The 25,168-nt window shown below is 62.0% G+C and carries 42 protein-coding genes and 1 pseudogene; 32 read left to right on the plus strand and 11 right to left on the minus strand.

All coding sequences use genetic code 11. The annotated features are described in order from the left end of the window. Window positions 1-229: 229 nt before the first annotated feature. The 11 genes from NKJ72_RS12020 to NKJ72_RS12070 form a co-directional block, all read right to left on the minus strand. The gene (locus tag NKJ72_RS12020) at window positions 230-514 is read right to left on the minus strand and encodes a hypothetical protein (RefSeq protein ID WP_352477240.1); all 285 of its coding nucleotides are present in this window, start codon (window positions 512-514) and stop codon (window positions 230-232) included. Continuing rightward, on the minus strand, window positions 511-2,262 hold the full coding sequence (locus tag NKJ72_RS12025; RefSeq protein WP_352477241.1) for a DNA cytosine methyltransferase: 1,752 nt from the start codon (window positions 2,260-2,262) through the stop codon (window positions 511-513). Before NKJ72_RS12025 ends, NKJ72_RS12020 begins: the two co-directional genes overlap by 4 nt. Next, complete coding sequence (locus tag NKJ72_RS12030) at window positions 2,259-2,741, minus strand: hypothetical protein (protein ID WP_352477242.1); 483 nt, start codon at window positions 2,739-2,741, stop codon at window positions 2,259-2,261. Before NKJ72_RS12030 ends, NKJ72_RS12025 begins: the two co-directional genes overlap by 4 nt. Then, on the minus strand, window positions 2,738-3,325 hold the full coding sequence (locus tag NKJ72_RS12035; protein WP_352477244.1) for an MT-A70 family methyltransferase: 588 nt from the start codon (window positions 3,323-3,325) through the stop codon (window positions 2,738-2,740). Before NKJ72_RS12035 ends, NKJ72_RS12030 begins: the two co-directional genes overlap by 4 nt. Before the next feature lie 2 nt (window positions 3,326-3,327). After that, on the minus strand, window positions 3,328-4,092 hold the full coding sequence (locus NKJ72_RS12040) for a winged helix-turn-helix domain-containing protein (protein WP_352477245.1): 765 nt from the start codon (window positions 4,090-4,092) through the stop codon (window positions 3,328-3,330). Continuing rightward, window positions 4,092-4,457 (minus strand): hypothetical protein, encoded by a 366-nt coding sequence (locus NKJ72_RS12045; protein WP_352477247.1) that lies wholly within the window; start codon window positions 4,455-4,457, stop codon window positions 4,092-4,094. Before NKJ72_RS12045 ends, NKJ72_RS12040 begins: the two co-directional genes overlap by 1 nt. After that, a complete protein-coding gene (locus NKJ72_RS12050; protein ID WP_352477248.1) occupies window positions 4,457-5,077 on the minus strand; it encodes a hypothetical protein in 621 nt (206 codons plus the stop codon). The genes NKJ72_RS12045 and NKJ72_RS12050 overlap by 1 nt, the downstream gene beginning before the upstream one ends. Window positions 5,078-5,295: 218 nt before the next feature. Then, window positions 5,296-5,754: a hypothetical protein gene (locus NKJ72_RS12055; RefSeq protein WP_352477249.1), complete on the minus strand. Its 459-nt coding sequence runs from the start codon at window positions 5,752-5,754 to the stop codon at window positions 5,296-5,298. Then, window positions 5,738-6,238 (minus strand): GcrA family cell cycle regulator, encoded by a 501-nt coding sequence (locus tag NKJ72_RS12060; protein ID WP_502901845.1) that lies wholly within the window; start codon window positions 6,236-6,238, stop codon window positions 5,738-5,740. Before NKJ72_RS12060 ends, NKJ72_RS12055 begins: the two co-directional genes overlap by 17 nt. A 56-nt stretch (window positions 6,239-6,294) precedes the next feature. Then, window positions 6,295-6,822: a hypothetical protein gene (locus NKJ72_RS12065; RefSeq protein WP_352477253.1), complete on the minus strand. Its 528-nt coding sequence runs from the start codon at window positions 6,820-6,822 to the stop codon at window positions 6,295-6,297. A 258-nt stretch (window positions 6,823-7,080) separates the two neighbouring features. Further along, window positions 7,081-7,299: a transcriptional regulator gene (locus NKJ72_RS12070; RefSeq protein ID WP_023674590.1), complete on the minus strand. Its 219-nt coding sequence runs from the start codon at window positions 7,297-7,299 to the stop codon at window positions 7,081-7,083. A 75-nt stretch (window positions 7,300-7,374) separates the two neighbouring features. Here NKJ72_RS12070 and NKJ72_RS12075 point away from each other — a divergent pair, with 75 nt between their 5' ends. The 32 genes and pseudogenes from NKJ72_RS12075 (at window position 7,375) to NKJ72_RS12230 (ending at window position 25,044) form a co-directional block, all read left to right on the plus strand. Further along, window positions 7,375-7,830 carry a helix-turn-helix domain-containing protein gene (locus tag NKJ72_RS12075; RefSeq protein WP_352477255.1) on the plus strand — a complete coding sequence of 152 codons (456 nt, stop codon included), beginning with the start codon at window positions 7,375-7,377 and terminating at the stop codon, window positions 7,828-7,830. 371 nt (window positions 7,831-8,201) lie between these two features. Beyond that, on the plus strand, window positions 8,202-8,465 hold the full coding sequence (locus NKJ72_RS12080; RefSeq protein ID WP_352477257.1) for a hypothetical protein: 264 nt from the start codon (window positions 8,202-8,204) through the stop codon (window positions 8,463-8,465). Window positions 8,466-8,530: 65 nt separating this feature from the next. Further along, window positions 8,531-8,848: a hypothetical protein gene (locus NKJ72_RS12085; RefSeq protein ID WP_023674593.1), complete on the plus strand. Its 318-nt coding sequence runs from the start codon at window positions 8,531-8,533 to the stop codon at window positions 8,846-8,848. A 368-nt stretch (window positions 8,849-9,216) separates the two neighbouring features. Further along, on the plus strand, window positions 9,217-9,390 hold the full coding sequence (locus NKJ72_RS12090; protein ID WP_352477259.1) for a hypothetical protein: 174 nt from the start codon (window positions 9,217-9,219) through the stop codon (window positions 9,388-9,390). Beyond that, complete coding sequence (locus NKJ72_RS12095) at window positions 9,387-9,635, plus strand: hypothetical protein (protein WP_352477261.1); 249 nt, start codon at window positions 9,387-9,389, stop codon at window positions 9,633-9,635. Before NKJ72_RS12090 ends, NKJ72_RS12095 begins: the two co-directional genes overlap by 4 nt. Further along, window positions 9,632-10,588, plus strand: a complete 957-nt coding sequence (locus tag NKJ72_RS12100) for a YqaJ viral recombinase family nuclease (protein ID WP_352477262.1) — start codon at window positions 9,632-9,634, stop codon at window positions 10,586-10,588. The genes NKJ72_RS12095 and NKJ72_RS12100 overlap by 4 nt, the downstream gene beginning before the upstream one ends. Beyond that, window positions 10,572-11,348 (plus strand): hypothetical protein, encoded by a 777-nt coding sequence (locus NKJ72_RS12105; protein WP_352477263.1) that lies wholly within the window; start codon window positions 10,572-10,574, stop codon window positions 11,346-11,348. The genes NKJ72_RS12100 and NKJ72_RS12105 overlap by 17 nt, the downstream gene beginning before the upstream one ends. Window positions 11,349-11,439: 91 nt before the next feature. Further along, window positions 11,440-12,462: a recombinase RecT gene (locus tag NKJ72_RS12110; protein WP_352477264.1), complete on the plus strand. Its 1,023-nt coding sequence runs from the start codon at window positions 11,440-11,442 to the stop codon at window positions 12,460-12,462. Between the two features lie 2 nt (window positions 12,463-12,464). After that, the gene (locus NKJ72_RS12115) at window positions 12,465-12,770 is read left to right on the plus strand and encodes a hypothetical protein (RefSeq protein WP_352477266.1); all 306 of its coding nucleotides are present in this window, start codon (window positions 12,465-12,467) and stop codon (window positions 12,768-12,770) included. Then, window positions 12,767-12,922, plus strand: coding sequence for a hypothetical protein (locus tag NKJ72_RS12120; RefSeq protein WP_352477268.1), 156 nt, complete (start codon window positions 12,767-12,769; stop codon window positions 12,920-12,922). The genes NKJ72_RS12115 and NKJ72_RS12120 overlap by 4 nt, the downstream gene beginning before the upstream one ends. Continuing rightward, window positions 12,915-13,706: a hypothetical protein gene (locus tag NKJ72_RS12125; RefSeq protein WP_352477269.1), complete on the plus strand. Its 792-nt coding sequence runs from the start codon at window positions 12,915-12,917 to the stop codon at window positions 13,704-13,706. Before NKJ72_RS12120 ends, NKJ72_RS12125 begins: the two co-directional genes overlap by 8 nt. After that, window positions 13,706-13,963, plus strand: a complete 258-nt coding sequence (locus NKJ72_RS12130) for a hypothetical protein (RefSeq protein WP_352477271.1) — start codon at window positions 13,706-13,708, stop codon at window positions 13,961-13,963. Before NKJ72_RS12125 ends, NKJ72_RS12130 begins: the two co-directional genes overlap by 1 nt. Continuing rightward, entirely contained in the window at window positions 13,956-14,171 is a 216-nt protein-coding gene (locus NKJ72_RS12135; protein WP_352477272.1) for an HTH domain-containing protein, read from the plus strand. The genes NKJ72_RS12130 and NKJ72_RS12135 overlap by 8 nt, the downstream gene beginning before the upstream one ends. Continuing rightward, on the plus strand, window positions 14,164-15,285 hold the full coding sequence (locus NKJ72_RS12140) for an ATP-dependent DNA helicase (RefSeq protein WP_352477273.1): 1,122 nt from the start codon (window positions 14,164-14,166) through the stop codon (window positions 15,283-15,285). The genes NKJ72_RS12135 and NKJ72_RS12140 overlap by 8 nt, the downstream gene beginning before the upstream one ends. 8 nt (window positions 15,286-15,293) lie before the next feature. After that, window positions 15,294-15,431: pseudogene (locus tag NKJ72_RS12145) on the plus strand (helicase HerA domain-containing protein); the annotation flags it as partial. Between the two features lie 180 nt (window positions 15,432-15,611). Beyond that, the gene (locus tag NKJ72_RS12150) at window positions 15,612-16,994 is read left to right on the plus strand and encodes an ATP-binding protein (RefSeq protein ID WP_352477515.1); all 1,383 of its coding nucleotides are present in this window, start codon (window positions 15,612-15,614) and stop codon (window positions 16,992-16,994) included. Continuing rightward, window positions 16,994-17,461: a single-stranded DNA-binding protein gene (ssb, locus tag NKJ72_RS12155; protein ID WP_352477274.1), complete on the plus strand. Its 468-nt coding sequence runs from the start codon at window positions 16,994-16,996 to the stop codon at window positions 17,459-17,461. The genes NKJ72_RS12150 and ssb overlap by 1 nt, the downstream gene beginning before the upstream one ends. Then, a complete protein-coding gene (locus tag NKJ72_RS12160) occupies window positions 17,461-17,826 on the plus strand; it encodes an HNH endonuclease (RefSeq protein WP_352477276.1) in 366 nt (121 codons plus the stop codon). The genes ssb and NKJ72_RS12160 overlap by 1 nt, the downstream gene beginning before the upstream one ends. Beyond that, window positions 17,823-18,329, plus strand: coding sequence for a riboflavin biosynthesis intermediates N-glycosidase (gene ybiA, locus NKJ72_RS12165; protein WP_352477277.1), 507 nt, complete (start codon window positions 17,823-17,825; stop codon window positions 18,327-18,329). Before NKJ72_RS12160 ends, ybiA begins: the two co-directional genes overlap by 4 nt. Continuing rightward, window positions 18,326-19,312: a P-loop NTPase family protein gene (locus tag NKJ72_RS12170; protein WP_352477278.1), complete on the plus strand. Its 987-nt coding sequence runs from the start codon at window positions 18,326-18,328 to the stop codon at window positions 19,310-19,312. Before ybiA ends, NKJ72_RS12170 begins: the two co-directional genes overlap by 4 nt. Then, window positions 19,309-19,644 (plus strand): hypothetical protein, encoded by a 336-nt coding sequence (locus tag NKJ72_RS12175; RefSeq protein WP_352477279.1) that lies wholly within the window; start codon window positions 19,309-19,311, stop codon window positions 19,642-19,644. The genes NKJ72_RS12170 and NKJ72_RS12175 overlap by 4 nt, the downstream gene beginning before the upstream one ends. Window positions 19,645-19,646: 2 nt before the next feature. Further along, window positions 19,647-20,279, plus strand: coding sequence for a hypothetical protein (locus tag NKJ72_RS12180; protein ID WP_352477280.1), 633 nt, complete (start codon window positions 19,647-19,649; stop codon window positions 20,277-20,279). After that, a complete protein-coding gene (locus NKJ72_RS12185) occupies window positions 20,270-20,554 on the plus strand; it encodes a hypothetical protein (protein WP_352477281.1) in 285 nt (94 codons plus the stop codon). The genes NKJ72_RS12180 and NKJ72_RS12185 overlap by 10 nt, the downstream gene beginning before the upstream one ends. Continuing rightward, entirely contained in the window at window positions 20,521-21,702 is a 1,182-nt protein-coding gene (locus NKJ72_RS12190; protein WP_352477282.1) for a vWA domain-containing protein, read from the plus strand. The genes NKJ72_RS12185 and NKJ72_RS12190 overlap by 34 nt, the downstream gene beginning before the upstream one ends. Continuing rightward, complete coding sequence (locus NKJ72_RS12195) at window positions 21,699-21,944, plus strand: hypothetical protein (protein ID WP_352477283.1); 246 nt, start codon at window positions 21,699-21,701, stop codon at window positions 21,942-21,944. The genes NKJ72_RS12190 and NKJ72_RS12195 overlap by 4 nt, the downstream gene beginning before the upstream one ends. Further along, window positions 21,941-22,207: a hypothetical protein gene (locus tag NKJ72_RS12200; protein ID WP_352477284.1), complete on the plus strand. Its 267-nt coding sequence runs from the start codon at window positions 21,941-21,943 to the stop codon at window positions 22,205-22,207. The genes NKJ72_RS12195 and NKJ72_RS12200 overlap by 4 nt, the downstream gene beginning before the upstream one ends. Further along, the gene (locus NKJ72_RS12205; RefSeq protein WP_352477285.1) at window positions 22,204-22,536 is read left to right on the plus strand and encodes a hypothetical protein; all 333 of its coding nucleotides are present in this window, start codon (window positions 22,204-22,206) and stop codon (window positions 22,534-22,536) included. The genes NKJ72_RS12200 and NKJ72_RS12205 overlap by 4 nt, the downstream gene beginning before the upstream one ends. Continuing rightward, the gene (locus tag NKJ72_RS12210) at window positions 22,533-22,739 is read left to right on the plus strand and encodes a hypothetical protein (protein ID WP_352477286.1); all 207 of its coding nucleotides are present in this window, start codon (window positions 22,533-22,535) and stop codon (window positions 22,737-22,739) included. The genes NKJ72_RS12205 and NKJ72_RS12210 overlap by 4 nt, the downstream gene beginning before the upstream one ends. Continuing rightward, window positions 22,736-23,176, plus strand: coding sequence for a hypothetical protein (locus NKJ72_RS12215; RefSeq protein WP_352477287.1), 441 nt, complete (start codon window positions 22,736-22,738; stop codon window positions 23,174-23,176). The genes NKJ72_RS12210 and NKJ72_RS12215 overlap by 4 nt, the downstream gene beginning before the upstream one ends. Before the next feature lie 16 nt (window positions 23,177-23,192). Next, on the plus strand, window positions 23,193-23,498 hold the full coding sequence (locus NKJ72_RS12220; RefSeq protein WP_051406079.1) for a helix-turn-helix domain-containing protein: 306 nt from the start codon (window positions 23,193-23,195) through the stop codon (window positions 23,496-23,498). 5 nt (window positions 23,499-23,503) lie between these two features. Further along, a complete protein-coding gene (locus tag NKJ72_RS12225) occupies window positions 23,504-24,541 on the plus strand; it encodes a tyrosine-type recombinase/integrase (protein ID WP_352477288.1) in 1,038 nt (345 codons plus the stop codon). Then, on the plus strand, window positions 24,538-25,044 hold the full coding sequence (locus NKJ72_RS12230) for a GIY-YIG nuclease family protein (protein ID WP_352477290.1): 507 nt from the start codon (window positions 24,538-24,540) through the stop codon (window positions 25,042-25,044). The genes NKJ72_RS12225 and NKJ72_RS12230 overlap by 4 nt, the downstream gene beginning before the upstream one ends. The last annotated feature ends 124 nt before the right edge of the window (window positions 25,045-25,168 follow it).

Consider the following 25,168-nt stretch of genomic DNA (forward strand, 5'->3'; position numbering starts at 1 on the left):
GATTCGCCATGGAGAGCGGCCACACGATTGCGCTCCGCGTTGGTGTCCCGTCGCAGGCACCCGCAACTGCGGGTTATTCCGCCGCGTAGCTTGTCGCTCGGCACCACAACCGTCTGGCCGCATTCGCACCGGCAGTTCCAGAGGAGCTTTTTGCCAGATCGGCCTGGCGCTTGATCCATCACCGTGAGACGACCAAGCTTCTTTCCAGTCATGTTGATCGGCCGACCTCTCATCGCCGCACCACCGGGATCTTGCGGCCCTTGCGGAAGATGGCGCCGAACAGGCTCTCGGCTTTCGATCGAGCGGACGTGCGTTCCATGCCAGTGCCGACGATGTCGCCGCACAAGTGCGCTTTCAGCGCGCGCCATGCTGCCACCTCTGCCTGGTCTTCAGTATCGTAGACGCGCGGTGTGCCACCCTCGCAGACCTTCTCCCAGCCGGCCTTGTGGACCTTCCTGAATTCCCCATGGTAGCCGCCGTAGACCGGGACGGAGCGGGCATTGACCTCGTTCACTCTGCCGCCTCCCGGAAGGTGACCGGGGAGCGCTTTGGGGCGGCGTCGGCCATGATGGCGGCCACGCAGGCCTTCATCTTCGCTACCGAGACGGCATTGCCGATCTGCTTGATCTTCTCGGTCTTTGTGCCGGCGAATTCATAAGTCGCCTCATCTGTGGTGAAGCCCATGGCGGCGGCCAGCTCATGCGGCTCGAGCATGCGAAAGAGGATGTCGTAGGTTTCTGTCGCCTCAACCAGGTTGATGTGACCAGTCGCGGCGATGGTCGGCGCCGGATTGTCAATTTCGTGAACGCGTGGGGCTTGGCCCTCGCGCTCGCCGAACTGCGCGGCGATGAAAGCGAACTCGCCACGGTTCGCTCCGGTGACCGTCGCCAACGGATCGTTGTCGACATCTCTGGCACGATTGCTGCCGTCGGAGTGGGTGATCGGCACCACCATGCCGAAGCGTGCCTTTGCCGTCAGCGTCGGCAGCGGCTCCTCTGAGGTTGAGCATGTCTCCCCTGATCCCGAACCATAGTAGGGCGAGATCAGGACGTGAGAGTGCTTAGCCACTTGGGCCGGCGTCGGGTGATCGACAGACCGAGGAGCGCCGCCGCCCTGCCGCGATAACACGAACGGCTCGACCACACCGAAGTTGCCACCGCCGGCGTGCACCGCGCCAATGGGATCGTCCAAGCTCTTAACGCGGCGCGAATGCGGATCTCGTTCGCCAGTATCGACGCCGTGTGCAGCGGAGAGGACAAACGGCTCGACTAGCATCGGGCGCGCGCAACCAGGTCGCTCTTCGACAGCAGCGCCGCCAGTCATAATCGTAGGCAGCGGTTGCTTGGTCGAGCGCGCCGCGCCGCTGCTGCGCTGGGAGAGCACGATCGGCTCTGCAATGCCGATGTGCCCGCCAGTTGCGAGGGCAGGAATCGGCTCGTCCAGGCTCCGTCCGTCCATATGCTTGCGCAGGATGACGAGGAAAGGTTCCGGCCATTCGAACTTGACTGCGCCGGCGTAGATTCGGGCCAACGTTTTTGGCGCCAGCGACTTCCTCCGATTGAAGATCGACTTGCCCTTGATCTTCCAGTCGATGATCTCGCGCGCCGGCCGCCAAGGCTTGGTGTCCGCGAAAAGGTCAACCTTGGCCTCGTTCCGACGCCCATGTGTGGGCATCGGCCAGGAGACTTTCCGGGCATCGGATCGCGCCATGAGGATGAAGCGCTGCCGGGTCGTCGCATCGCCGTAGTCGGCTGCGTTGAGCTTGCGCCATTCCGGTTCGAACCCGAGCCTCTTGATGGTCTCGATCCATGCGTGAAAATATTCGCCTTTGCGGGATTTGATCGGCTTGCCGGTCCGGTGGTCCACCGGACCCCATCCGACGAACTCCCATACGTTTTCGATGATGATGCGCTTTACCCGCAGCTCGGTGAGCCATGTGATGATGTGCCACGGGTCGCTGCGCTGCTGGTCGCTGGTCGGCTTGCCGCCGCGCGCTACCGAATGATGCGTGCAGGTCGGCGAGGCCATCAGCAGGTCGAGATAGCCCTCGGGTACGATCAGGTGAGGCCGGACCGTCGCAATGTCCTGCACGTAATGCCGGGCCTCACGGTGATTCCGCTGGTGAGTGTCGATCGCGACATCCCAATGGTTGACGCAGACCAGCTCCATGCCGAGCCCGAGCTCATGAAGCGCGCGTTGCGCACCGGTGGAAGACCCACCGGCGCCACAGAGCAGGTCGGCTACAAGCATTTTGCGGGTCACGAGGGCTCCATGGTTTCGGCATTCAGCATGCGGATGATGTTGGCGGCGGCGACCTTGGTCAGCACGCCCTTGATGTCTTTCGCCGATGGGTCTCCGGCGAGGATGCGATCGCAGTCCAGGTCGGCCTCGGCGAGGGTGAAGGTGAGCAGGGTCTTGCTGTCGACCGCGGCTCTGCGGGCATCGCGCTTCGTCGACACGATCGACCAGTTGCCGGCACCGTCGCAGCGAACAGCACGCTCGACACTGGCGTCCCGAGCGTCATCAAGCGCATAGATCACGGCGATGACCGGCGGGGCCGGCCGATGCGTGACCTTGCCAGTTTCAACGATTTCGAATCCCAATTGGCGGCTGTAGCGCATGAGGGCGTCGGCACTCCTACGCCACTCCTCTTGGTCGCATTGGTCCCAGCCGAAGCGGGTGCGGCCGATGCGGGACTCGCGCATAGCCTCGGCGACGCGGTCTCTGAGGCCGCGCGTCATGCCGCCTCCGCGAATTTGCCGGGTTCATCGCCCCACTGCTCCCAGCCGGCGCGGTTGGCCCTACTGAAAAGCGAGACGCGGCGCCCCTTTGGCAGCATCCGATCGGCGAGCGCGTAGAATTCCTCCGGCTTGCGGCTGTGCTCCCGCCGCAGCCCGTCAAAGCAAGAGCGGATGTTTTTTGCGGCGAACGGTGGCTTGCCTCGCGTCGCTATCAGGACCGGCTCGTGCGAGCCGCGCACAATGTACCCCGGTCCAAAGGTTTGCTTGCCGAGAGCAGTAACCTTCCGCCAGATCATCTCAGTCTTGTAGGTGAAGCCCCACGCGTCGAGGACGCGCATCTGCTGCCGCAACATCGGGGCGGTTGCCCAGAGCGACAGAACGCAATTCTCAGCGGCAAGATCCTGGACCGGGAACGCCATGATCTCGTCGAGCGGCAGGCATCGATAATGCTTCTGCGCGCTCTTGTTCCCGCCCTTGACGCTGAAAAGGGAGAAATCCCAAGGGCAGTCCGCGTCGATCCACGAATACGAGTGTGGGTCCAGTTGCTCGAACGGCCAGTTCGCGAGGCCGGCATGCGCAAACAATCTCACCCGACGGCCCTCACGCGCGCGTCGGACAGCGCCGGAACGAAGCCTTCCGGGACGAATTGGTAGCCGCGTCCCCACGCCGTCTGGATGATATCAATGCCGCCAAGCGGGGCATGAAGCTTGCGGCGAATTTTGCAGACCAGGACGTCGATGATCTTGATCTGGGGTTCGTCCCGACCGCTGTAGAGGAAATTCATCACCATCTCTTTGGTGACGATCGAGCCTTGGCGCAGCGTGAGCAGTTCGAGGACGCTCGCCTCCGTCTGCGTGAGCAGAACGGTCCCGCCAGGATGCGTAACCGTCCCGCGGACGGCGTCGAACACAGCTTCACATGGCAGTTTCACCAGGCGCTCGACGGATGGTCCGCGATCGCGCCGCGCCAGCGCCGCCAGGCGGGCGACAAACTCGACTTTGTCGATCGGCGCCGGCTGTACGTCGTCTGCGCCGTGTAGGAGGATCCCGACGCGCCGGATGACCTCTTCGCCGATTGTCCTCGGATTGGCGACCGGAACCAGCAGGAAGAAGAGGATGTTCTTGACTGCCGCCTGCCGCCAGTTGCGGCAGATGACGCTGGCGATGCCGGCCGAGTCCGTCCAGATGACGCCCATTGCCTGCGGGTCCCGGTAGAGGGCCGAGCAGAGATCCTGCGGCTCAAGGATCGCTTCGGCCTCGAAACCGCCCTCGGCCGCGTAGTCGGCAAGCATCTCAACAATGTCGGCGTCGAGCGCTGGGTTTGTGCTGGTCGCTAGGATCAGGACGCGCATCAGAAGCTCCTCGGCGGAGCGAACAGGCAGATGGTCTTCCCGTCATTGGCACCGGCAACCGAACACCAATGGAAGCGACCGTCGGGCGACTGCTTTACCTTTGGGTCCGTCATCGGGATCACTTCTCCGGTGATGACGATGTGGTAGCCATCCGAGCTTTCGGTGATCCAGTCGTCCGGCACCTCTCGGCAGTCGTAGCCCGAGCAGCATGAGAACGGGTAAGACCAGCCGGTCGGCGCATCGTGCGTGCTGGCGGCACCGCACATGACGAAGATGACCACGGCGACGGCCGCAAGCAGCAGGGCGATCGAGGTCGCCAAGCTCATGGAATGGTAGCCGCGCATGCGGCCGTTCGACGGGCGCATCAGAAACTCTCCGCAAACGATGGTTGAAGTTTCGAATTTGCCGCCGCGCGTTCTTTGCGCTTGCGCTCCTCGGCTTTGACGAACAGGTCGTCGATCGGCTGCGCGAGCTGCGGACAAAGGACGGCGCCGGCGTAGTGCCAGCCAGCGAGGGCGTCGGTGCGGTCGTGGGAAAGGTCCTCGTCGTCGGCCGAGATCCAGCCGAGCGCCAGGCATTTGCGCCAAACGGCGGGCTTCGCGATCTCTCCCTTGGAATTCTTGCCAATGAAGTGCGTGCGTATCTTCGAAACGCGAGCGACCGATACCCGGTACATCTGCAAGCCGAAGGCCATGCCTTGGATGGCGAATGGCAGGCCCATGAGGATTTCTTGCGTCGCCAGCGACGTCTTGCCATTGACCAACGTGGCCGGCAGCGGTGCCTCGATCACGACCTCGTCGGGCCTATAGGTCTGTATCTGGTCGGCGATGAAGCGCATGGCGCCCCACGCGATGGCGCCTTGCGAAGCGCCTTCGGAAGCGAAGTGGGCGCTCCCGGACTCTGGTTGCTCACCTGGTCGGCCGCGCGCCCAGCCAAACCGGCTGGCAGCGTCGATGAAGAGGATTTTTGGTGGTGCGTCGCTCATGTCGGCCGGCCTCGGAGGAGGGCGCCCGCTGCTTTCCCGGGCTGGTCAGAAGGTTGCCTGTCGTTGTTTGGTCGGCAGCTACCTACAAGCCGTCACTCCATCTGGTCGGGGCGACCGGGGCGAAGCCCGGTCAGGCGCTGCACGTTGACGTTTCTCGGCTTTGCCAGCAGCATCCATGGCGTCGTTCAAACCGCCGCCCCTATCCGCTTGCGCGGAATTCAGTGAGCGGCCGGAGCCGCTTTGCCTTTGCCCTTGCTCTTCGGGTCCGCGTTGTCCCACGCCTTGGTGGCGGCATCGACGATGGCCGCGGTCGTACCGTCCTGGCCGTCAGCAGCGACAGCAGCGGCGCCGAGCGGCAGGTCGGCGTAATCGCCGAGCGCTGTCCGGATATCGATCGCCAGCTTCCTGTCGTCGTCCTCGAGCTCGAGGAGCTTCGCCTTGGCCTTGCCCTCGAGGGCTCGAGCATCGACGATGGTCTTGACGACCTTCTTGGGAATGCCCTGCGACTTGGCGTCGTCGAGCACTTCCTTTTGCTCATCGCGGATCTTCTTCGCGTCGGACATGAATTTCGAGCGCAGCGTCTGGAACCGCTCCTCGCATTCCTCGATCTTGTCGACGAACGAGCCGGCTTCTTCAGCGGACGCACGATTGCGCCCCTGTTCAAGTATTCGCGCCATGGCGCTTCTCCTTCAGGGATGAGGCTGGTTGGTAGGCGATGCGATGGTGAACTCGGCAATAGGTTCCGTCAGCGTGGCGGCCGCAGTAAATCGGATCGCGCCCATAGAGCCCGTTGACCGGCCAGCGGCATCGGCCGCCTTGCAGACCCATGAGATCCACGGGAGGGGTGTCGGCCAGCGGCAGGAAATAGGAATCGCGGTCTACAAAGGTCGGGATGACAGCCGGAACGGATGTCCTCGGCGCCACCGGTTTTTGGCTGAGCACGATCTGCTCGACGCCGGCAATCAGCTTGCGGCGTGGGGCGCGACGAGGCTTATCGGCCGGTGGCTTCGGTGCCTGCGGTGCCCGTGGGTTGGAAGAGCCCTTCCGACGCGCCAGCGTGAGCTTGAGCCGGTGGATGCGGCCGATGACGGAGTTCCTAGATATCCCGGAAAGCGCTGCGATCTGGGAGGAACTCTTTCCGTCCGCGACGAGGCGCTTCAATGCCTCGTCCCGCTCCGGCGTCCACCGTGGGTGGAATGGGCGTGCTGGCCCGCGTCTCACTGGCCGGCTCCAATCGAAGCTCGGGCGCCAGCCATGCCGCGAACCGGGCCGCTCGATCGCGCATCATGATCGCTCGGAACATCAACTGGTCTGCTCGCGATGCGCGCCAGCGCTTCCACCTGGTCGCGAGAGAGCGACGCACCTTCAGCGGCAAGGGCCGCAGCCAGACGGTTGGTTGTGGCAATGAAGTCTCTGTGATCACGTTTGGCCTCCTCGATGGCCTTGAGTTCGCGGAGGGCAACCATGTGGTCGTAATCGACACGGCGCGCCTCGGCGTAGAACCATGTCTTCACGCGGTTCCAGGAAAGATCCTTGATCGCCAACTCAAATTTTGGGTCGACGAGCTTGGTGTGAACTGCACTGATCTGCTGCTGCCATCCACCGCTTGGTGCCAGCATCCTGCCGAGTTCCCTCGTCAGATTTTGTACGGCGGTGACGCTAGTCATGAGCGTACCCCGTCGCCTTCGCTCGGAACAAAATTCCGAGTTCTTGGAAGGCTTTTCCGAGAGATTGGAATCGAACATTGCTATCTCCATTTCCAGCGACGGAAACGAACGGAGACAGCGATGAACAAGCGAACGAAGAAGGGAGGGGGGCCGGCCCCAGGGCAGACCGGCCCACCATGGCCGGCTCAGCCCACGATCGGGCGACGAGCCGGCCAGCGCAGATTTGGGAGATCTGCGCCACAAGAATTCGATGGCAATAAAGCGAGAAACCGAGCGCACCCTGATAAACAGGGCTGGCCTTGCTGGGCGCGAACGGTGACAGCGTGAGCATTTTCGTCAGCCCGCCGTCTCGCTGGCGGTAGAGAGATCCGCTTTCGCGAAGATGTCGGGCCGAAGTTCCTCCGGCGAGATGCCGGTAAAGCGGGAGATATCCCCCAGGCGCTCCGCGGGGACCTTCTTCCACTGCGATATCGCACCGGGGAAGATTCCGAGCGCAGCCGCCAGTTTGTTACGGCGTCCGCGTTCTTCGTCGAGATAGGCCAGCAGCTTTTCCATGCCGCCAACATAAGTCCCACTGAAATTAAGTCAAGCTGATTTTGTCAGTAGGGCCGAATGGAGTGGATCTGGCCGATGCGCGATAATTTCAGCATGGCAGCAAATCCCGCAAACCAAGCGCAAACGACTTACTTTTTTCGTGAGTGGCGGAAGCACCGTGGCCTCACGCAGGAGGAGCTTGCGGAGAAGGTTGGGCTTAGAGCGCCCTCGATATCTCAGCTTGAGAACGGGAAACAGGGCTTCACCGACTCAACTCTGGCCGCAATTGCTAAGGCACTTGAGTGCCGGCCTGGTGATCTTCTCTTGTGGGGGCCCGACAAGGTCGAGCCCTTAACTGCCCCCATCCGCGACGATCAGGAAATTTTGGCGGTGCTGAAGCGCATTGAGGGTCTTTCAGACAGAGATATCGATGTGGCTTTCGCTGTGATTTCGAATGCCTTGAACGTTAACAAGGCCGGATCAGAACAAGCTGGTGCTGATGGTCGATCTCAATTCGCCAATCCCCGCCGTGAATCGTCGCCATCGCGGTAGCGATTGAAGCTGCATCCCGTTCGATTCGCGTTGCCGGATCCAGCGGCCAGACGCCAGACGCTATTGCGCGCAACCTTTGCAGTGTTTCATCGCTCCGCGTTTTCTCACGCGGCATGTAATGGATCATTTCTGGATTCCCGAGCCCCGAGGGACGCCGCAAATAGGAACAATTTCCTTCCCTTCTGTCAATACCCGCTGCACGTAGGTGGTGTGCCGTTTTGATACGTTTGTACGAATACAACCATTTATGAGCGATCACCAAATTGTTTCGACTTGTAATGGTGGTCTGTGAATAGCGGGGAAAACTAGCCCCACATTTTACATTTTTGGGGCGATTTCGAGGGCTTAATGTTTCGGCCATAAGTCGAGGCATGCCAAAGCCGAAGCTCTACGAGTTCAAGATACGAATTCCGCCGGAACTCATGGCCATCATCGATGATGCCAGGGGCGACCGAAGCAAGAACAATCAGATCACCGACTGGCTTTGGAGTAAGGCTAGGGGAGATCACGCCGATCAGCTCGCCGACGCCCTGCGTCCGGTTCTAGCCTCACTGAGCGAGGAGGACCGAGGTATGTTCGTCGCGCGCGCCATTTCCGCTTTGGAAATCCTCTCCCGGGCTGGAAAACGCAAATAGGCATGGCCCGCTTGCACCCTCTCGCGTGGCGCGCAATGCTCCTTCACCCCTAGGAGGACTGGGACATGCGACGCATATGGGCTGGGATCGTCGTGGCGGCGCTGGCACTGCCCGCCGTCGCTGCTGAACCTCAAACGATCGCGACCGAAGGCTTCGGCTGCCTTGCCTTGCGCGATTTTGAGCGCGCCGTCCAGTTTGCCGACCAGGACGATGCCGAGGCCTTCAAGAAGTTCGTCGAGCAGAAAGGTGAGACCGGCGACTGCCGTTCTCTCCACAAAGGCCAGAGTGTCTTCCTCGAGAACACGTCTGGTAGCGGCAGGATTTGTGTCAGGCCAAAGGGCGATATTGAATGCCTGTGGACAGGCAGCACAATCGTCGAGTGATTTTCCCGGATATAGCACGCGCGAGCGCGTCAGCGCGTTCGCGCGGAGGACAGATATAACTCTCCAACAACATAGCTCTACGTTGGTGGTTACACTCTACGTTCAACATTGAGCTCGACCCTGCACCACACGTGACGAGCGCCGACCGTCGAGACGGGGCGCTGTCAGCACCCCTCATATAGCGCCCTACGTTCGAGACTCGGCATCCGCGCGCGAGCGTAGGAATTGCTCTGGCCGGTGTGCCTCGCGGGGAGCCTCTTTGCGCCCATCATTCCCCGGGATCAAAATAAATTCAGTGTCACTTACTTTTCACCTTGACTTACTTTTCAGTCCCACTTAGGTTCCACATCACACCAGATGAGGAACCGATGCCAGCTTCTCCAACTCCTCGACCAGGACAGCCGACCGATAGAGAGACGGCCAAAGCCGTCGTCTCGAAATGGATGGCCGGTCAGGAATTGACGCCGGCTGAGGAGGGGCTTCTGCTCCGCCTTCGCGCCGTCAACATGGCGCAGCAGCTTGCCTCGGCGGTGCGCGCATGAGCACCTTCACCCAGCCGATCGATTGGGACGGCAACGCCAACGGCTTCATCTACATCGTCGACGCCAACGAGCGGAAAGTCGGAACATGCTGGGGACCGACGGCTGAGCGCATCGCGAACGCGAACCTCTGGACCGCCTCTCCGAACATGTTGGAGGTCTTGGAGGCAATCCTCTCGTACCTGCCGCCAACGGAGCGCGTTGCCGCCGATAACGTCGTGCAGTTCGCGAGGAGAGGACGGCCATGACCGTCCAGATCCTTTACCCATCCGATCGTGAGCAGTGGCTAAAGTTCCGCCAGCAGGACGTGACCGCTTCGGTCGCTGCCGCCGTGCTCGGTGCGCATCCATACACCACGCCCTATGGCCTTTGGGCCGAGAAGACCGGACGCGTGTCCGGCGACGTCGACGAGACAGAGGCCATGGAGCGGGGCAACCTGCTCGAGCCGGTTGCGGTCGCAATGGTCAACAAGCGGGAGCCCGATTGGAGGGTCTTCTACGCGAACGACCGAGCCTATTATCGCGACCCGGATCTGCGGATCGGCGCGACGCCCGACGCCTTCGTCGAGATTCCCGGCCGACCAGGTCGCGGCAACATGCAGATAAAGACCGCCTCTGAGGCTGCCTTCCGCGACTTCTGGCAGGATTCGGACACAGGCGACATCGTCCCGCCGACATGGATCGCCGTCCAGGCGATCACCGAGGCTAAGCTGACTGGCTGCGACTACGCCATCGTAGCGGTCGTGGTCGTCACTTGGCGCGGGAACCTCCGACTCCACCTTGTCGACATCCCGCTGCACGAAAAGCTTTGGCGCCGGCTGACCGTGGCCGTCGACCACTTCTGGTCGATCGTCGAAGACGGCAGCGAGCCCGACATCGACTGGAAGCGCGACGGCGCTGCCGTGCTCGAAGTCTACAGCAACTCGTTCCTCGATCGGCGCGACCTCTCGGCCGAGCGCGATCTGGATGTCCTGGTCGGCAAATACAAGTCGCTGAAAGAAGCCGAGGCGCAGGCAAAGCGCGAGGCTGACGTCCTCAAACCTCAGATCATCTACGCGCTCGGCAATTCCGAAGCCGGCTTCACCGCCGGCTGGGAGATTACCGCGCGGACCCAAGATCGGGCGGCCTACGAGGTCAGGGCCTCGACCATGCGACCACTTCGGATCAAGCCAAGAAAGCAGGACCATGCCAACCATTTCTGACGCCCCATCGATCGTCGGGCCGGGCCACAACCTCGCGACCACCACCGACATCCTGCGCGACCGTTTTGCGGACGCGATAAAGGAAGTCGACCGTATTGCCGAAAGAGCGAACAAGGCTCGGGAGGCGCTTGGCGAGGCCGGAGCCGTAGATGATGACAAGCAGCGCGATCCGCTTGTCCAGGTCGGCATCGACGCTGGCAAGCTATCGAAGACCCTCGACGCCACGCGATTGATGACGACGCAGCCTATGCGTGACGAAGTGGCTGAGACGAACAAGTTCTTCCAGGCCCTCCAAGACCGAATGGATCGCATCAAGACGCGGTTCGAGGAGATCGTCGGCGTCTACGACCGCAAGAAACGCGACGAGGAACGGCGCAAGGCCGCCGAGGCGGCCCGCCTGGCGCAAGAAGAATCCGACCGCAAGCTGGCCGAGGCGCAAGCCGCTCAAGGTAGAGTCGAGGCCGATGTCATCGTGAACGAGGCGATCGTCGCCGAGCAGCGTGCTGACCGTCTCGCCGCGCAAGCGACCAGCGCAGGCACCGGGCCGACGAAGACTGAGGCCGGGACCATCTCGTCGTCGGCGCCCTGGACCTGCTCGATTGAGGATTGGTCGAAAATCGACATCACCGAGATCCGCGACCAGTTCTCCGCTGCCGAGATCGAGAAGGCCATCCGCGCTCATGTGCGGAAATTCAAGAACACCCGGCCGCTCAAGGGCGTCCGCATTTTCCAAGACGAGAAAACCCGGTTCCGCGGCTGATCGCGGACGACAGGAGAGTTTTGCCATGAATGCAGTCACACAAGCGAAAGCGCCAAGCGAGATCGCCGTTGTTCGCAAAAATCTTGGCGACATGGAGGTCCAGTTCAAGGCGGCGCTTCCAGCGCACATCCCGGTCGAGCGGTTCGTTCGGGTGGTCATGACCGCAATCCAGAATAACCCAGACCTGTTGAAGGTCTCTCGTCGCTCGCTGTTCAATTCGGCGATGAAGGCCGCCCAGGACGGCTTGCTACCGGATAGCCGGGAGGGCGCGATCGTCCCTTATGGAGACGAGGCGCAGTGGCTGCCGATGGTGGGCGGCATTCGCAAGAAGGCGCGGAACTCGGGCGAGATCGCCACATGGGATGTGCACGCCGTCTTCGAAAATGACGAGTTCGATTTCGAGCTCGGCGACAGCCCGTACATCAAGCACAAGCCGACGCTCGGCGAGCCGGGCAAGCTGGTCGCGGTCTATTCAATCGCCACCATGAAGTCTGGCGAGATCAGCCGGGATGTCATGTCGGTCAGCGCGGTGGAAAAGATCCGCACGAAATCGCGCGGCAAGAAGACTCCGTGGCACGACCCGATCTTCTACCCAGAAATGGCAAAGAAGACGGTCGCAAAGCGGCATTCCAAGGTGCTGCCCATGTCGAGCGACTTGGACGACCTGATGCGTCGCGATGACGGTCTGTATGACATCGACGGCGCCAGCGACAAGCAGGTGACCGGTCCGCGTGGACTCGAGCAGAAGCTCGATGCGCTCGCCGACATGCGTGACGAAGAGACGATCGACCACCAGGTCGACGAGAAATCCAAGAAATCCGCATCAGGCTCGTCCCCCGCCGATGCGGATCAGCGCGACGACCAAGCTGACACGTCGCGCCAGGCGTCCGAGGGTTCCAACCCCCAATCCTCGGACGCCGAAACTTCTGCGATCACCGTCGACGCCGCGCGCAAGGCCGGCGCGTCGGCCCGTGAGGATGGCCGCAGCCGGAAGGCGGTGCCCGCGAAATACAAGACCGACGAGAAGCTGCTCGAGGCGTACCTCGCAGGGTTCGACGGCGACGCCGAGGACAACGGCGATGTCGACGAGAGCGAGCCGGGCGAGGAGGCTTGACCTTGTTCGAGATCACCCGGGTCGAGGCGACCAGGACAGCCTCATCGCAATACCTCGCCGAACTCGATAAGAGCATCGACGAGCTGGGCGCTCAGCTTGCTTTGTTGCAGGGCGTCCGCCGCGCGGTCGCCGGCACCTTCGGCTTCGACCGCCGCGGCGAAGAGGCTGGCGCATTCGGCCAAGCCGCGGATGCGGCCAAGCGGGCTGAATATGAAGGCGAAGGCAACCTGACCGACAAGGTCGGGCGTCTCGTCCCGCGCGCGAAAGTTCCGGAGCCTCCGACCGACTGGGCTGGAAAACGCGCATGACGACCTTCCGTGTCCATTTCGCCGACGCGTCGCACCGCGACGTGCCAGCTGCAACTCCGGCTGAGGCCGCCAAGAAGGTTCGGGAAACCAGCGACGTCATCATCACTAAGGTGAAGGTCCTGAAGCAGGAGAGGGCGGTGGCGCATGGCTGACCCGCTCACCCTCATCCGCGTGACGGACACCGAGACTACGGGGATCACCGACCCGAAGGAGCTTGTCGAGATCGGCTGGACTGACGTCCGCCTTTTCCCGACCGGCTGGGCGATCGAGAGCGGCCCGCACGCCCGTCTCGTCAACCCGGGCATGCCGATCACCCCCGGCGCGCGTGCCGCGCATCACATCACCGACGAAGAAGCGGCGAGCGGCATGACTCCGGATCACGCGCGCGCTCTCATTTCTCCCGGGCCGGATTACATCTGCTGCCACAATCTAGCTTATGACGCGCCGCTGCTGAGGACCGGCAAGCCCGGGATCTGCACGTTCAAATGTGCGAAGGAGGTCTATCCGGATCTCGAAAGCCACAAGAATGGCGCGATCTGGTACGCGCTAGGCCTCGGCGGCGGCGCGAAGCAAATGGAGCCCGTCCATCGCGCCGGTCCCGATAGTTGGACGACCGCGCACATTCTGCTGGATCTGCTCCGCGTCCTGACTGTCGAGAAGATGATTGAGATATCGGCGAACCCGCTTCGCCTGCTGAAGATCGATTTCGGCGAACACGCCGGAAAGCGCTTCTCAGAAATCCCGTGGGATTACCTCGACTGGATTGTGAATAAATCGAACATGCCGAGCGACCCGAAGCGCGAGGATGTTGTCCACACCGCGCGACTTGAGCTCGTCCGCCGCGCCGAAAGCCCCACTGAAGCGAAAATTGCGAAGCCGCATGCGGCAGACCCGGGCGACCCCGACGCTTGGCGCAAGCAGATGGAGACGTTCTGATGGAGACGTTTTACGCCACATTCGGAACCGGCTGGGGATACGCCGGCGGCTATGTCGAGATCATCGCCGAGAACCGCCATGCGGCCACGGCCCATATGGTCAAAGAGCACGGCGAGCGCTGGGTGGCAATCTACACGGCCCCCGAATTCGTCCAGACCATCAAGCGGTACGCGCTGCACAAGCTCGCCACTGTGCGGCAGCGCCCCGGCCCGGGCGAAGCGTTCTTCGACATCGTGAAGGATCCCCGCCGTGGCTAAGGCAATCTCTCGCATGGCGACCATAGTCGAAGTGCTCCAACGCGAAATCTCGACGGCCGACAAGTTGGCCGCGAAGACTGGCGCATCCGCGCGCCAGATTTATCGCGACATTGCCACGCTGAAGAAGATCGGCTTACCGATCGAGGGTGAGGCCGGCTTCGGCTACGCCATGCGGCTGCGCAAGGGTGTGGGGCTGTTCAATGGGTGACGCTCGCACATGGTCGCCCGGCCAGCAGGATGCCATCGCCCAGGTCGCGGCATGGCTGCGCATCAAATATTCGCCGTTCTTCTACCTGGCTGGCTACGCCGGCACCGGCAAGACGACGCTGGCGAGGCATATCGCCGAATTGCAGAACGGCTTGGTCGCCTACATGGCATTCACGGGTAAAGCTGCGAAGGTGATGCGACAGGCAGGCTGCCGGAGCGCCGGCACCATCCACTCGACGATCTACCGAACCGAGTTCGACGTCGCGACGGGCAAGGTCGAGCGGCACCTTCTGCCTCCGGATACTTATAACGGCACTGCACTCTTCGTCATTGACGAGGTGTCGATGGTGAATGAAGAGCTAGGCCGAGACCTTCTATCGTTCGGCATCCCGATCCTCGTCCTCGGTGATCCTTTCCAGCTGCCGCCCGTCGAGGGCGCCGGCTTCTTTACGGCTGGCAAACCCAGCGCGATGCTGACCGAGGTTCATCGCCAGGCGCGGGACAGTTCGATCATCCGGCTGGCGACCGATATTCGGGAAGGACGCTACCAACGCCAGGTCACAAGCCAGCTCGGCCTCAACATCACGCGCAAGCCGGATCTCGATCCGGCCGAGGTGACTGGGGCAGATGCCGTCATCGTCGGACGCAACGATACCCGGTTCAACTTCAACCGCCGGCTTCGTGAGATCAACGGCTTTACGAGTGACCTGCCGAGCGAAGGCGAGACGGTCATCTGCCTGCGCAACGATCGCGACAAGGCGATCTCGAACGGCGAACTATTCCGCGTCACGGAAGTGAAGAAGCCGGTTGCTGGCACTCTCGGCCGAAAGGCCCGCTTCACCGTCGTCGAACCGGACGTGGAAGGCCGCGCACCGATCCCGGTCGAGGTCCGCGAGCAGTTCTTCCAGGGCAAAGGGAAGGAACTCGACTGGAAGGCCAAGCGCGGCACCCAGGAGTTTGACTACGGTTATGCGCTGACCTGCCACAAGGCGCAGGGAAGCGGCTGGCCACGAGTGTGTGTGTTCGACGAAAGCCGCGCGTTCCGTGAGGACGCGGACCGCTGGCTTTACACCGCCGCTACGCGCGCGAGCGCCCACCTCACCCTGGTCATATAGGAGGATCCGTGTCCCAAACCTTGATCCCTGCAGCAGCACTTTCCCAGCATATCGGCATTCTCGGAAAAACCGGCTCCGGAAAATCGAACCTCGCGAAGGTCGTCGCGGAGGGGATTATGTACGAAGGCGGCCGCGTCTGCGTCATCGACCCCACCGGAACATGGTGGGGCGTTCGCCTGGCGCCAGACGGGAAGAAACAATCGATCTTCAAGCCGGTCATCTTCGGCGGACATCACGCCGACATTCCGATTTCCGGCGAGCATGGCGCGACCGTTGGTGAGGCCATCGCCACCGCATCGAGCTCGGCCATCATCGACACGCGAACGATGACCGTCGGCGCCAGGACCAGGTTCTTCACGGCCTTTGGCGAGGCGTTGTTGCGGTCGAACAGCGGTACGCTGCATCTGATCATCGACGAGGCGCACCTCTTCGCGCCCCAGGGCCGGGTCAACGACCCGCAATCCGGCGCGATGCTTCACGCCGCCAATAACCTGGTCAGCCTTGGTCGCGGCATCGGCCTTCGCATCATCCTGATTAGCCAGCGGCCGGCCAAGCTCCATAAGGACAGCCTGACGCAGGTCGAGACCCTGATCGCGATGCGGCTGATCGCGCCGCAGGACCGCAAGGCGATCGAGGAGTGGGTCGGCGAATGGGCCGACGCCGGCAAGGGGAAAGAGATCACGGCTTCATTGCCGTCGCTGCCGACCGGCGAGGCGTGGGTGTGGTCACCCGAGATCGATTTCCTCAAACGGGTGAAGTTTCCGCTCGCTGCGACCTTCGACAGCGGGAAGCCGACGGCTCAGCAGCAGGCGCTGCACCCGATTGACGTCGAGGAGATGGGCACTCGACTCGAGAGCATCCGCCAGGAGGCCAAAGCCAACGACCCGAAGATCCTGAAGGCACGCATCGCTGAGTTGGAACGCGCGAAGCCTGCGATTGACCCGAAGGCGATCGAGCAGGCAGAGGCACGAGGCTACGACAAGGCATTCACGGAAATGGCCGCTGCCTCGGACAAGGCTCGCAAGATACTTGCTCGCCGGCACGATGAACTGATCGAGGATCTTCGAACCTCGCTTTGGCGGGAGATTGAAGGCGCAAGCGTCTTTACGCGCTCGTATGCGCAGCAGACCCTCACGGTGGCGATAGCCGCCGAGAAGCAACCGAAGCGTCCTGAGACAATCGTCCCGAAAACTGAAATGCCGCCGCAGCCGGCGAACGTGTCGATCTCCCCGGCACGCTGGCGGATCCTCGTCGCGCTTCGCGACCTCGAGGCGATCGGCCAGACGGCGCCGGACAAGCAAGTGGTGGCGTGGTTCGCTGATGCCAGCCCGAAAAGTTCGGCCTTCGCCAACAATCTCGGCTCACTCCGATCATCTGGCGTCATCGACTACCCCGGACAGGGCACTGTGGCCCTGACCGATGTTGGCCGCAACGCTGTCCCCGAACGCAATGCACCGACGCACGAGCACATCATGGGGCTCGTCGCTGGCAAACTAACACCGGCGCTTCGGCGCATGCTGGACGCGGCCGTGGCGGTTTATCCCGGCGCGATCAGCACGGCTGATCTCGCTGAGGCCGCCGGTGCATCTCCCACCTCATCTGCATTTGCAAACAATCGCGGGCGCCTCCGCTCGCTTGGCTTGATCGACTACCCGTCGTCCGGCCAGGTGCGCGCTGCCGACCTGCTCTTTCCAGGAGGCATTCGATAATGGCCGGTAGCGTAAACAAGGTGATTTTAGTGGGCAATCTGGGCCAGGACCCGGAGATCCGGCGGCTCAATTCCGGCGACCCAGTCGTAAATCTCAGCATCGCCACGTCGGAAAGCTGGCGCGACAAGAATTCCGGGGAGCGGAAGGAAAAGACCGAATGGCACCGGATTGTCATCTTCAATGACTCGCTCGCGAAGGTGGCGGAGCAATATTTGAAGAAGGGGATGAAGGTCTACATTGAAGGCCAGCTTCAGACCCGTAAGTGGACCAAGGACGGTCAGGATCACTACAGCACGGAAATCGTGCTGCAGAAGTTCCGCGGTGAGCTGCAGATGCTCGACGCGAAGGGGCAAGGCGACGGCGAGCGCCGTGATGACGGCGGGAGCCGGTCGAGCGGCGGGGGGAATAGCCGGCAGAGCAATAATCGCAGCAGCAACGACGACCTTGATTCGGAGATCCCATTCTGATGGCCGAGGTCGAAAGATGGCTGCCGTCGTCGGTCGACGGACTCGAGGTCAGTAGCCTCGGCCGCATCCGCGTCGTCCCTTATACAAAGGAGATGCCCCACGGCGGGTTGCGCTGGTACGGCGGCCATGCGTGGTTCGGCAACATCGCCCGCGATGCGAGCCGCCCGCGCCGGGTCTTCCGCTTCCGGGGCAACACCCACAAGGTTCACCGCCTCGTTTGCGAGGCGTTCCATGGCCCGGAGCCGCTTGAGAACGCCGACGTCCTTCACCGCAATGGCAACACGCTCGACAACGTAGAGGCGAACCTCCGTTGGGCGACGCGCGCCGAAATCTTGGCCCAAGTCCCAATGGAGATTGCAGCATGACGGCATATCACAAGGTCGACACCGCAGATCGCGTCTGTTTTTACGAGCAGGATTTCTATGTCCTATCGAACTTCTCGGCTTTCACCATCATGTGGGAGTGGACACCCCTCGTGGGAGTGGTCCGCTTCGATACGTCAGAAGCCGTCTATCACTTCCTGAAATTCAAGGCGAACGTGCCGACTGCCCAGCAGTTTCAGCTTATGGAGCGTATACGGAGCGCCCCTTCCGCCCACGAGGCCTTCAAGCTCGCCGAGCGCAATAAGCATCTTCGCCGCCCTGATTGGGATGACGTGAAGGTCGATGTCATGCGCGACATCCTCCGTGCCAAAGTCGATCAGCATGAGTATGTGAAACGCAAGTTGCTGGCGACCGGCGATCGCGAATTGGTCGAGGATAGCTGGCGTGACGACTTCTGGGGATGGGGGCCGAACCGGGACGGCAAGAACATGCTCGGCAAGCTCTGGATGGAAATCCGCGCTGAAATCGCGGAGGCTCAGTCTTGAACCTCAACAACGCCAGAGCGATGGTCACCGCCTATCTCGATGCTGACCAGCCCGTCTTCTGTTGGAGCCCGCCGGGCGTCGGCAAGTCCGACATGGTGCGTGACATAGCGACCGAGCGGGCGCTGCCGCTAATCGACTTCCGTGCCTTGCTACGCGACCCAGTCGATATGCGAGGGCTGCCGGCGATCGTCGGTGGTGAGGCTCGCTGGTTGCCACCATCGGACCTGCCGAATGCCGCAAGGGACGGGGATGAGGGCATCCTGTTTCTGGATGAATTGAATGCGGCGCCGGCGGCCGTCCAGGCGGCCTGCTTTGGCCTCGTCCTCGATCGGAAGGTCGGCGAGTATCGCCTCCCACCTGGTTGGCGCATCATCTCCGCAGGCAACCGCCAAGCCGACCGGGCGGCCGCGCAGCGGATGCCAACGGCTCTCGCCAACCGTCTGGCCCATGTCGACATCGAACCAGACGTCGACACCTTCACCAATTGGGCGAACAGAAACGACATCAGCCCGATCGTGATCGCGTTCATCCGGTTCCGGCCCACCATGCTGCACGTCATGGCCGGTTCCGACCTTCGGGCGTTCCCTACTCCCCGGTCGTGGGCGAGCGTGTCGAAGCATGCATCAGCGCCGTCGAGCCTGCGGCTCGGCCTCGTCACTGGCTTGGTCGGCGAGGGCGCCGCGGCCGAGTTCGAGGGCTTCGTCCGGGTGTACTCGACCCTGCCATCATTGGACCAGGTCATCGCCCATCCGGAGACGACGCCGGTCCCATCGGAACCGGCGGCTCGATTCGCAATCGCCGCCGGGCTCGGGCGCAAGGCGAAGACGGAAAACTTCGCGGCCATAATGACTTACATCCGCCGGCTGCCACGCGAGTTTGAAGTGATGATGGCAGTCGACGCGGTACGGCGAGACGCGAAGCTGGCCGAGACGAAAGCCTTCCAAGATTGGGCAGTGAGGAACCAGGATGTCACGATGCTATGACCGTGTTCCTGCGCGCCGTCTATGGTCCGTTCGATCGAACGGAGTTCGGCCACCCGCGAACTTCGGCGATCGACTGGCACTTCTTCGGTGTGCGGGAAGACAACTCTATGGGGCATTGGACGCTGCGCTTCGACGTGCAGAAGCGCAAATTCGTGTGCTTCTTGTCGGGCTGTTTGTCAAAACAGACCCGAGATGCGCTGGAGAACCCCGACGCCTTCGTGCCCGACAGGCCGATGGTCCACGGCAAGACTTACGTCGAGATCCTGAGAAAGCGCCTGTCCAACGCCGACTTTGCGTCGGCGACGGCCGCATCGATTCACTGGCCGAGGTGACCATGCCCAAGATCATGAAGATCTTCGGACCGCTGAAAACCAAGAACAAGGGCCACGGCATCTCATGGTCGTTCACCGGGATTCGCGAGGGTGGCGAGTTCTGCCGGTGGGTGCTGTGGTTTGATGCTGAGAAGCGCAGCTTTAAGACGTTCCGGGTTTCCCCGAAGCCTGGCGATGAAAAGCTTTCCGAGCCGAGCTTGTTTCCACAATTCACGAGCGGCAAGCCGATGGAGGGAAAGGTCGGCCCGATGCTCCGCGCCCAACTGCGGCCCGAGCACATCGCTGAAGGCAACCAAGCTGGCGCTGAAGTACGGGGGCGCCAAGTGACGCCGGAAACGCTGCAAACTCATTATCGATTCAGCATGGACCGTTATGCGCAGACCCATGTGACTTTCCGCTGGTATCAAAAGGGGCGGCGCTACCCCCGGCATAGCTACCGTCTGACCTTTGACCTTGGACGCCGCGTTTTTCTTTTGATGCAGGGCTTCAAGGTGAAGGCCTCAGCTCGGCCAACGTTCCGCGATATCGACGACCAACAAATCATCAAAGTCTTCAGGTCTGTCCTGAAGCCCGAGCACGTCGCTCGCTGTAGCGCGGCCAGCATCTCCTACACGGAGGAGCAGGCATGGCTATAATCACCGATCGCTTCATTGCGACACATAAACCGGCGCAGAAGTTGCGCGATTTCATCTGGCGCTTCTACGCGCGAGGCCGGTCGGAAGCTTGGCCATACTACGAGATCGAATTCGACGCTCACAATCGCGAATTCAAAGGCTGGCGCACCGAGACGTTCGGGTATGGGAAGTCGCAGCGTACGTTGTCCGAAAAGGACATCGCTAAGCTCCGCGGGATGCTGTGTCCGGCCGACATCGCCGCATGCACAGCCGCCGCGTTGAAGGTGCCGCTATGACCCTGGCAGACAAGATCCTGATCGCGCGCACGTCGCTGCTATGGGACCATCCGTTCTTCGGTTCTCTGGCGGTCCAGCTCGATGTGATCGAGAAGCCTGACCTAGACCCACCGACGATGGCGACAGACGGCCGGCGGCTGTTCTACAAGCCGGAATTCGTGATGAAGCTTTCCAAGCCGGAAATGGTCTTCGTCATGGCCCACGAGGTGCTGCACAACGCGTTCGAGCATCACATCCGCCGGCAGAGCCGCGAGCCCGGGCTGTGGAATATGGCGTGCGACTACGCCATCAACGGCGAGCTGGTCGAGGCGAAGCTCACCATGCCCAAGGTGGGGCTGCTGGACAAACGCTTCACTGGCCTGTCGGCTGAAGAAATCTACCGGATCTTGCAGGACGAGGGCGCAAAGGCGCGCGGCGGGGATCCGGGCGGATGCGGCGCCGTCATAGACGGCTGCGGCGCGCACGACGAGGCCGAGATCGCCCAGCTTCGCGCCGAGATCCAGATGCAGGTGCGCCAGGCAGCCGCGATCGCCAAGGGGATCGGGAAGCTGCCGGGCGGCATCCAACGCCTCGTTGACCGGCTGACCAAGCCGGTCGTCGACTGGCGATCTGTGCTTCGGCGCTTCATCGACGGGATTCGGACGAGCGACTATTCCTGGATGCGGCCGAACCGGCGTTTCCTTCAATCTGGCTTCGTCCTGCCCTCCATGCGAGCGGATGAGGCTATCACTCACCTAGTCGTCGCGATCGACACGTCCGGCAGCATCGACGACAAGGCGCTGGTCACGTTCGCGAGCGAGGTCAATGGAGCCTTCGGTGACGGGATGATCGACAAGGTGACGGTGATCTATGCCGACGCCGAGGTCGCTCGAGTCGAGGAGTTCGAAGCCGGCGACGAGCTCGACATGCGGCCGGAAGGCGGCGGCGGGACGGCTTTCTCGGATACCTTCCGCTGGATTGCCAAGAACGTTCCGGACGCCTCGGCCATCATCTACTTCACCGATCTCTGCGTCTACGACTTCGGCGAGGAGCCGACGTCACCGGTGCTTTGGGCCGTCTACGGCGACAGCCGTGGCATGGACGCGCTGATCGAGAAGACGCCGTTCGGCGAGGGGATCAAGATCTTAACGGAAGGGAGGGTGCCGTGAGCGTTGTAGCGTTCTCTCGTTGGCGGTTTTCGCGGGTCTGCATAATCTGCGAAAAGGGCGAGACTTGCCACTGCACCGACGAGATCAAGGGAAGCTTATGGCTGCTCAACGGCACGAGCGGCATGGTTCAACAATTCCACGAGGGCAGCTCGTTCTACGGCACTTGGGCTGACGGCCGAACGGGCGCGATGGAGACACTGGACGGCTGCAAAGCGGCTGTCGAGAAGGCGGTGTGGCATTGAAATCGCTCATCCTCACCAAGGCCGAGTTCGACGCGCTGGATGAGTATAGCGCGACGCTGCCAACGGGCACCACGCCGGGGAAGCGCTGGAAGCGCCACGACGGCGCATTCGACCAGGAGTTCATCGCCGGCGGTGGCCGGCCGAAGTGGATGATCGGCGAATTCGGGGAGATCAGCGAGGACGGCAAGACGATCGCGCTCAACTGGTACATCCCGATCATCGCAGTTCCGGGATCCCAAATGCAGCCGGGGAGGGTAATATGAGCGACCGCATCCCCTGCATCAATCCGCGCTGCCGGCGGACGGCCGCCCAGGAGAAATTCCCGGATAGCCACGAGATCATCTGCGGCAAGTGCTTCCGGGTGCTGCCTGCGGCGTTCCGCGCCGAGCACCGCCGCTGCTGGCGCGAGATCAACAAGTGGGAGCGGAGGATATTGCGCACCGCCGACCCGCTCAAAGCCCAGCGCTTACGCGTCATTTGCAACGAATGGGTCGACCGCCTCAACGTCGGGTGGGTGGAAATCCGCCGATCGATCGAGCAGCCGGACAAGCCGGCCGGGCTCGACAGTTTCCTCGAGGAGGTCGGGCTGTGACAAACGAACAGTTTCGTATCGGGATAGCCTGCATATTCGCAGCCAAACACGGAACGACCGATGGTGGGCACCACAAAATGTGGGTCATAGATCAGATGGTTCGGATCCTAGTCGGCCCGGAAAACTATGAGCTTTTCCGCGAAAGCGTCAAAGAGGGCGCTTTCGGTGACGGCCTCGAATGGGACGAGGGCATCGCACCATGACGCCGATGATCATCCACCGTTACTCGATCCCGCTCGCCGAGGTGATCAAGGCGCTGCTCGACGTCGGCGACTGCGAGAAGATCGACGCAGTCCTGGTCGGCGAGAACCTGGTCGTCGACGTCATCGCGCCGGCCGGGTCGACTGAGGATAAGGCCGACTTCGCCGAGGTCGAAGAGCCGCCCCCGGCGCCCGAGCCGCCGCCATCACAGCCCGAGCGCAAGGGCGGTGCGCTCGCCCAGAAGGCGGGCATCCTCTGCAATGAGGGCGCATTCCAGCTTTGGGCGGAGGTGCGGACGCCAGATGCCGCAAAGGCCTTCATCTACAAGCGCTGCGGCGTCGACAGCCGCATTGACCTAGACCACGAGGATGAACCGGCGGCGAAGTTCCGCGAGCTTTGCCTCGAGTATCAGGTCTGGTTGGAGATGCCGGACCAATGAACGGTGGACATCAGCCATGCCGCTATTGACGCCAGAGGAGGCCTGCGCGGAACTCGGGATCGGCGAAGACACCTTGCGCGCTATGCGCAAGGCGGGCGAAATCCCGTATATCAACGTCGGGCAGGGGAAGAAGCGCGAGACGCCGCGGTATGAGCTCGACGATCTCAATGCCTGGAAGGCGAAGAGAAAGAAGGTCGCAGAATGTCCGTCTATCGAAGGCCCGGTTCCAAGGACGGTGCGTTCTCGTACGACTTCCAGCTCGGCGGTCGCCGATTTTCTGGAAGCACTGAACGCAAAACGAAGCGGGAAGCCGAACAGGTAGAACGCTTGAAGCGCGAGGAGGCTCGCGCGATCGTGAAGGCCGAAGCGGCACTATTTGCGCCGGATCTGACCCTGCTGAACGCCACGGCGCGATACTGGCAGGAAGTCGGACAGCATCACGAGAATGCCTCAAACACTCTTTGGTCGATGGGTTGGCTGAAGGATCACTTCGGCGAATCGATCCTGCTGCAGGAGATCGACGACAGCAAGGTTGCCACGATGGTGGCGAAGCGCCGTGGCGAATTCGTCCCTTCGCAGCGCAAGCCTGGCCGGAAGTACAAGACGCTGGAGTCCAGGAAGCGGGTCAGCGCCGCCACGGTAAACCGCACCGTAACGCAGCCTTTGAGGGAGATCATCTTGCGCGCGGGCGCCCTATGGGGCGCTCGGACCGCGACCATCGACTGGTCGAAGCACCTTCTGCCGGAGCCGAAAGAGCGCGTTCGAGAGGCCAGCAGCGGTGAAGAAGCCGCCATCATGGCGGAGCTGGCGCGCGGTTATGACGTCGCGGTCGAGTTCGCGTTCGTAAATGGCTGTCGGCGGATGGAGATCTTGGGGCTGGAATGGTCTCGGGTCGATTTCTTCGGCCGCCAGTTCACCGTGATCGGGAAGGGCAACAAAAGCCGGGTCATACCAATGACCAAGCGGACGTTCGAGATCCTATGGGCGCAGCAGAACTACCACGCCGAGAAGGTCTTCACCTATGTCGCCGCGCGCACGGTCAAGATGGGCAATCGCGGGCTGATCAAGGGCAACCGCTATCCGCTGACCGAGGCAGGGCTGAAGATCGCCATGCGCCGCGCCGTGCCGAAGGCCGGGGTGAAGAACTTCCACTTCCACGACACCCGCCACACCGCCGCAACGCGCGTGCTGCGCAACAGCAATTTGAAGGTCGTGCAGCAGCTCCTCGGTCACGAGGACATCAAGACGACGACCAAATACGCTCATGCGATGATGGACGATGTGTTGAGGGCGATGGAAGGCGCAACTCCGCCTCAACAATCGCCCGCTACACTAGGCGTTCCGAAGGAAGGAAAAGCCAAGTGACCGTGTATCTACGAGCCGACAGCGGCGTCTATAGCTACGATTTCCAACTGGATGGCAAACGCCACTCTGGGTCCACCGGAAAGACTGACGTCGACGAGGCGCGGGCATTCGAACGGGCGATCCGAAGCGACGCGATGTCCTTGGGCATCTTCTGTCGAGCCATCCTGAAAAGGGCCAGGCACAAGGCAAAGGGCCGACGCTCTAAGAACGGCTACGTCTACATGCTGCAGAGCGGTTACTTCATCAAGATCGGCCACTCGCACGATCCTGTCGAGCGCATTCGATCGATCAGCACGGCTACGCCTGACGATTGCGAGCTTTTGTTTTGCATACCAGGAACGGTCCGACTGGAGCGAAAGCTTCACGCGGAGTTTGAAGCTTGCCACCACAAACGGGAGTGGTTCTTCCTCTGCGGGAAGCTCAAACAATTCGTTTCTGAGATCGAAGTCAGCGCAGTCGCGCTCGAACCAAACGCCCCACGGGAAATCCCACGGAAAGCATGACAGATCGGGCTAAGGCTTTGGTGGGTAACGAGGATTTGTCCCCAGAGCACCCGACCCCCAGTCAAGTGCGCTACCGGGCTGCGCTACACTCCGGACCGGTCGCGATGTATCGTGATAGACCGGC

The sequence above is a fragment of the Mesorhizobium sp. M0045 genome (assembly GCF_040323385.1).
Lineage (GTDB): Bacteria > Pseudomonadota > Alphaproteobacteria > Rhizobiales > Rhizobiaceae > Mesorhizobium.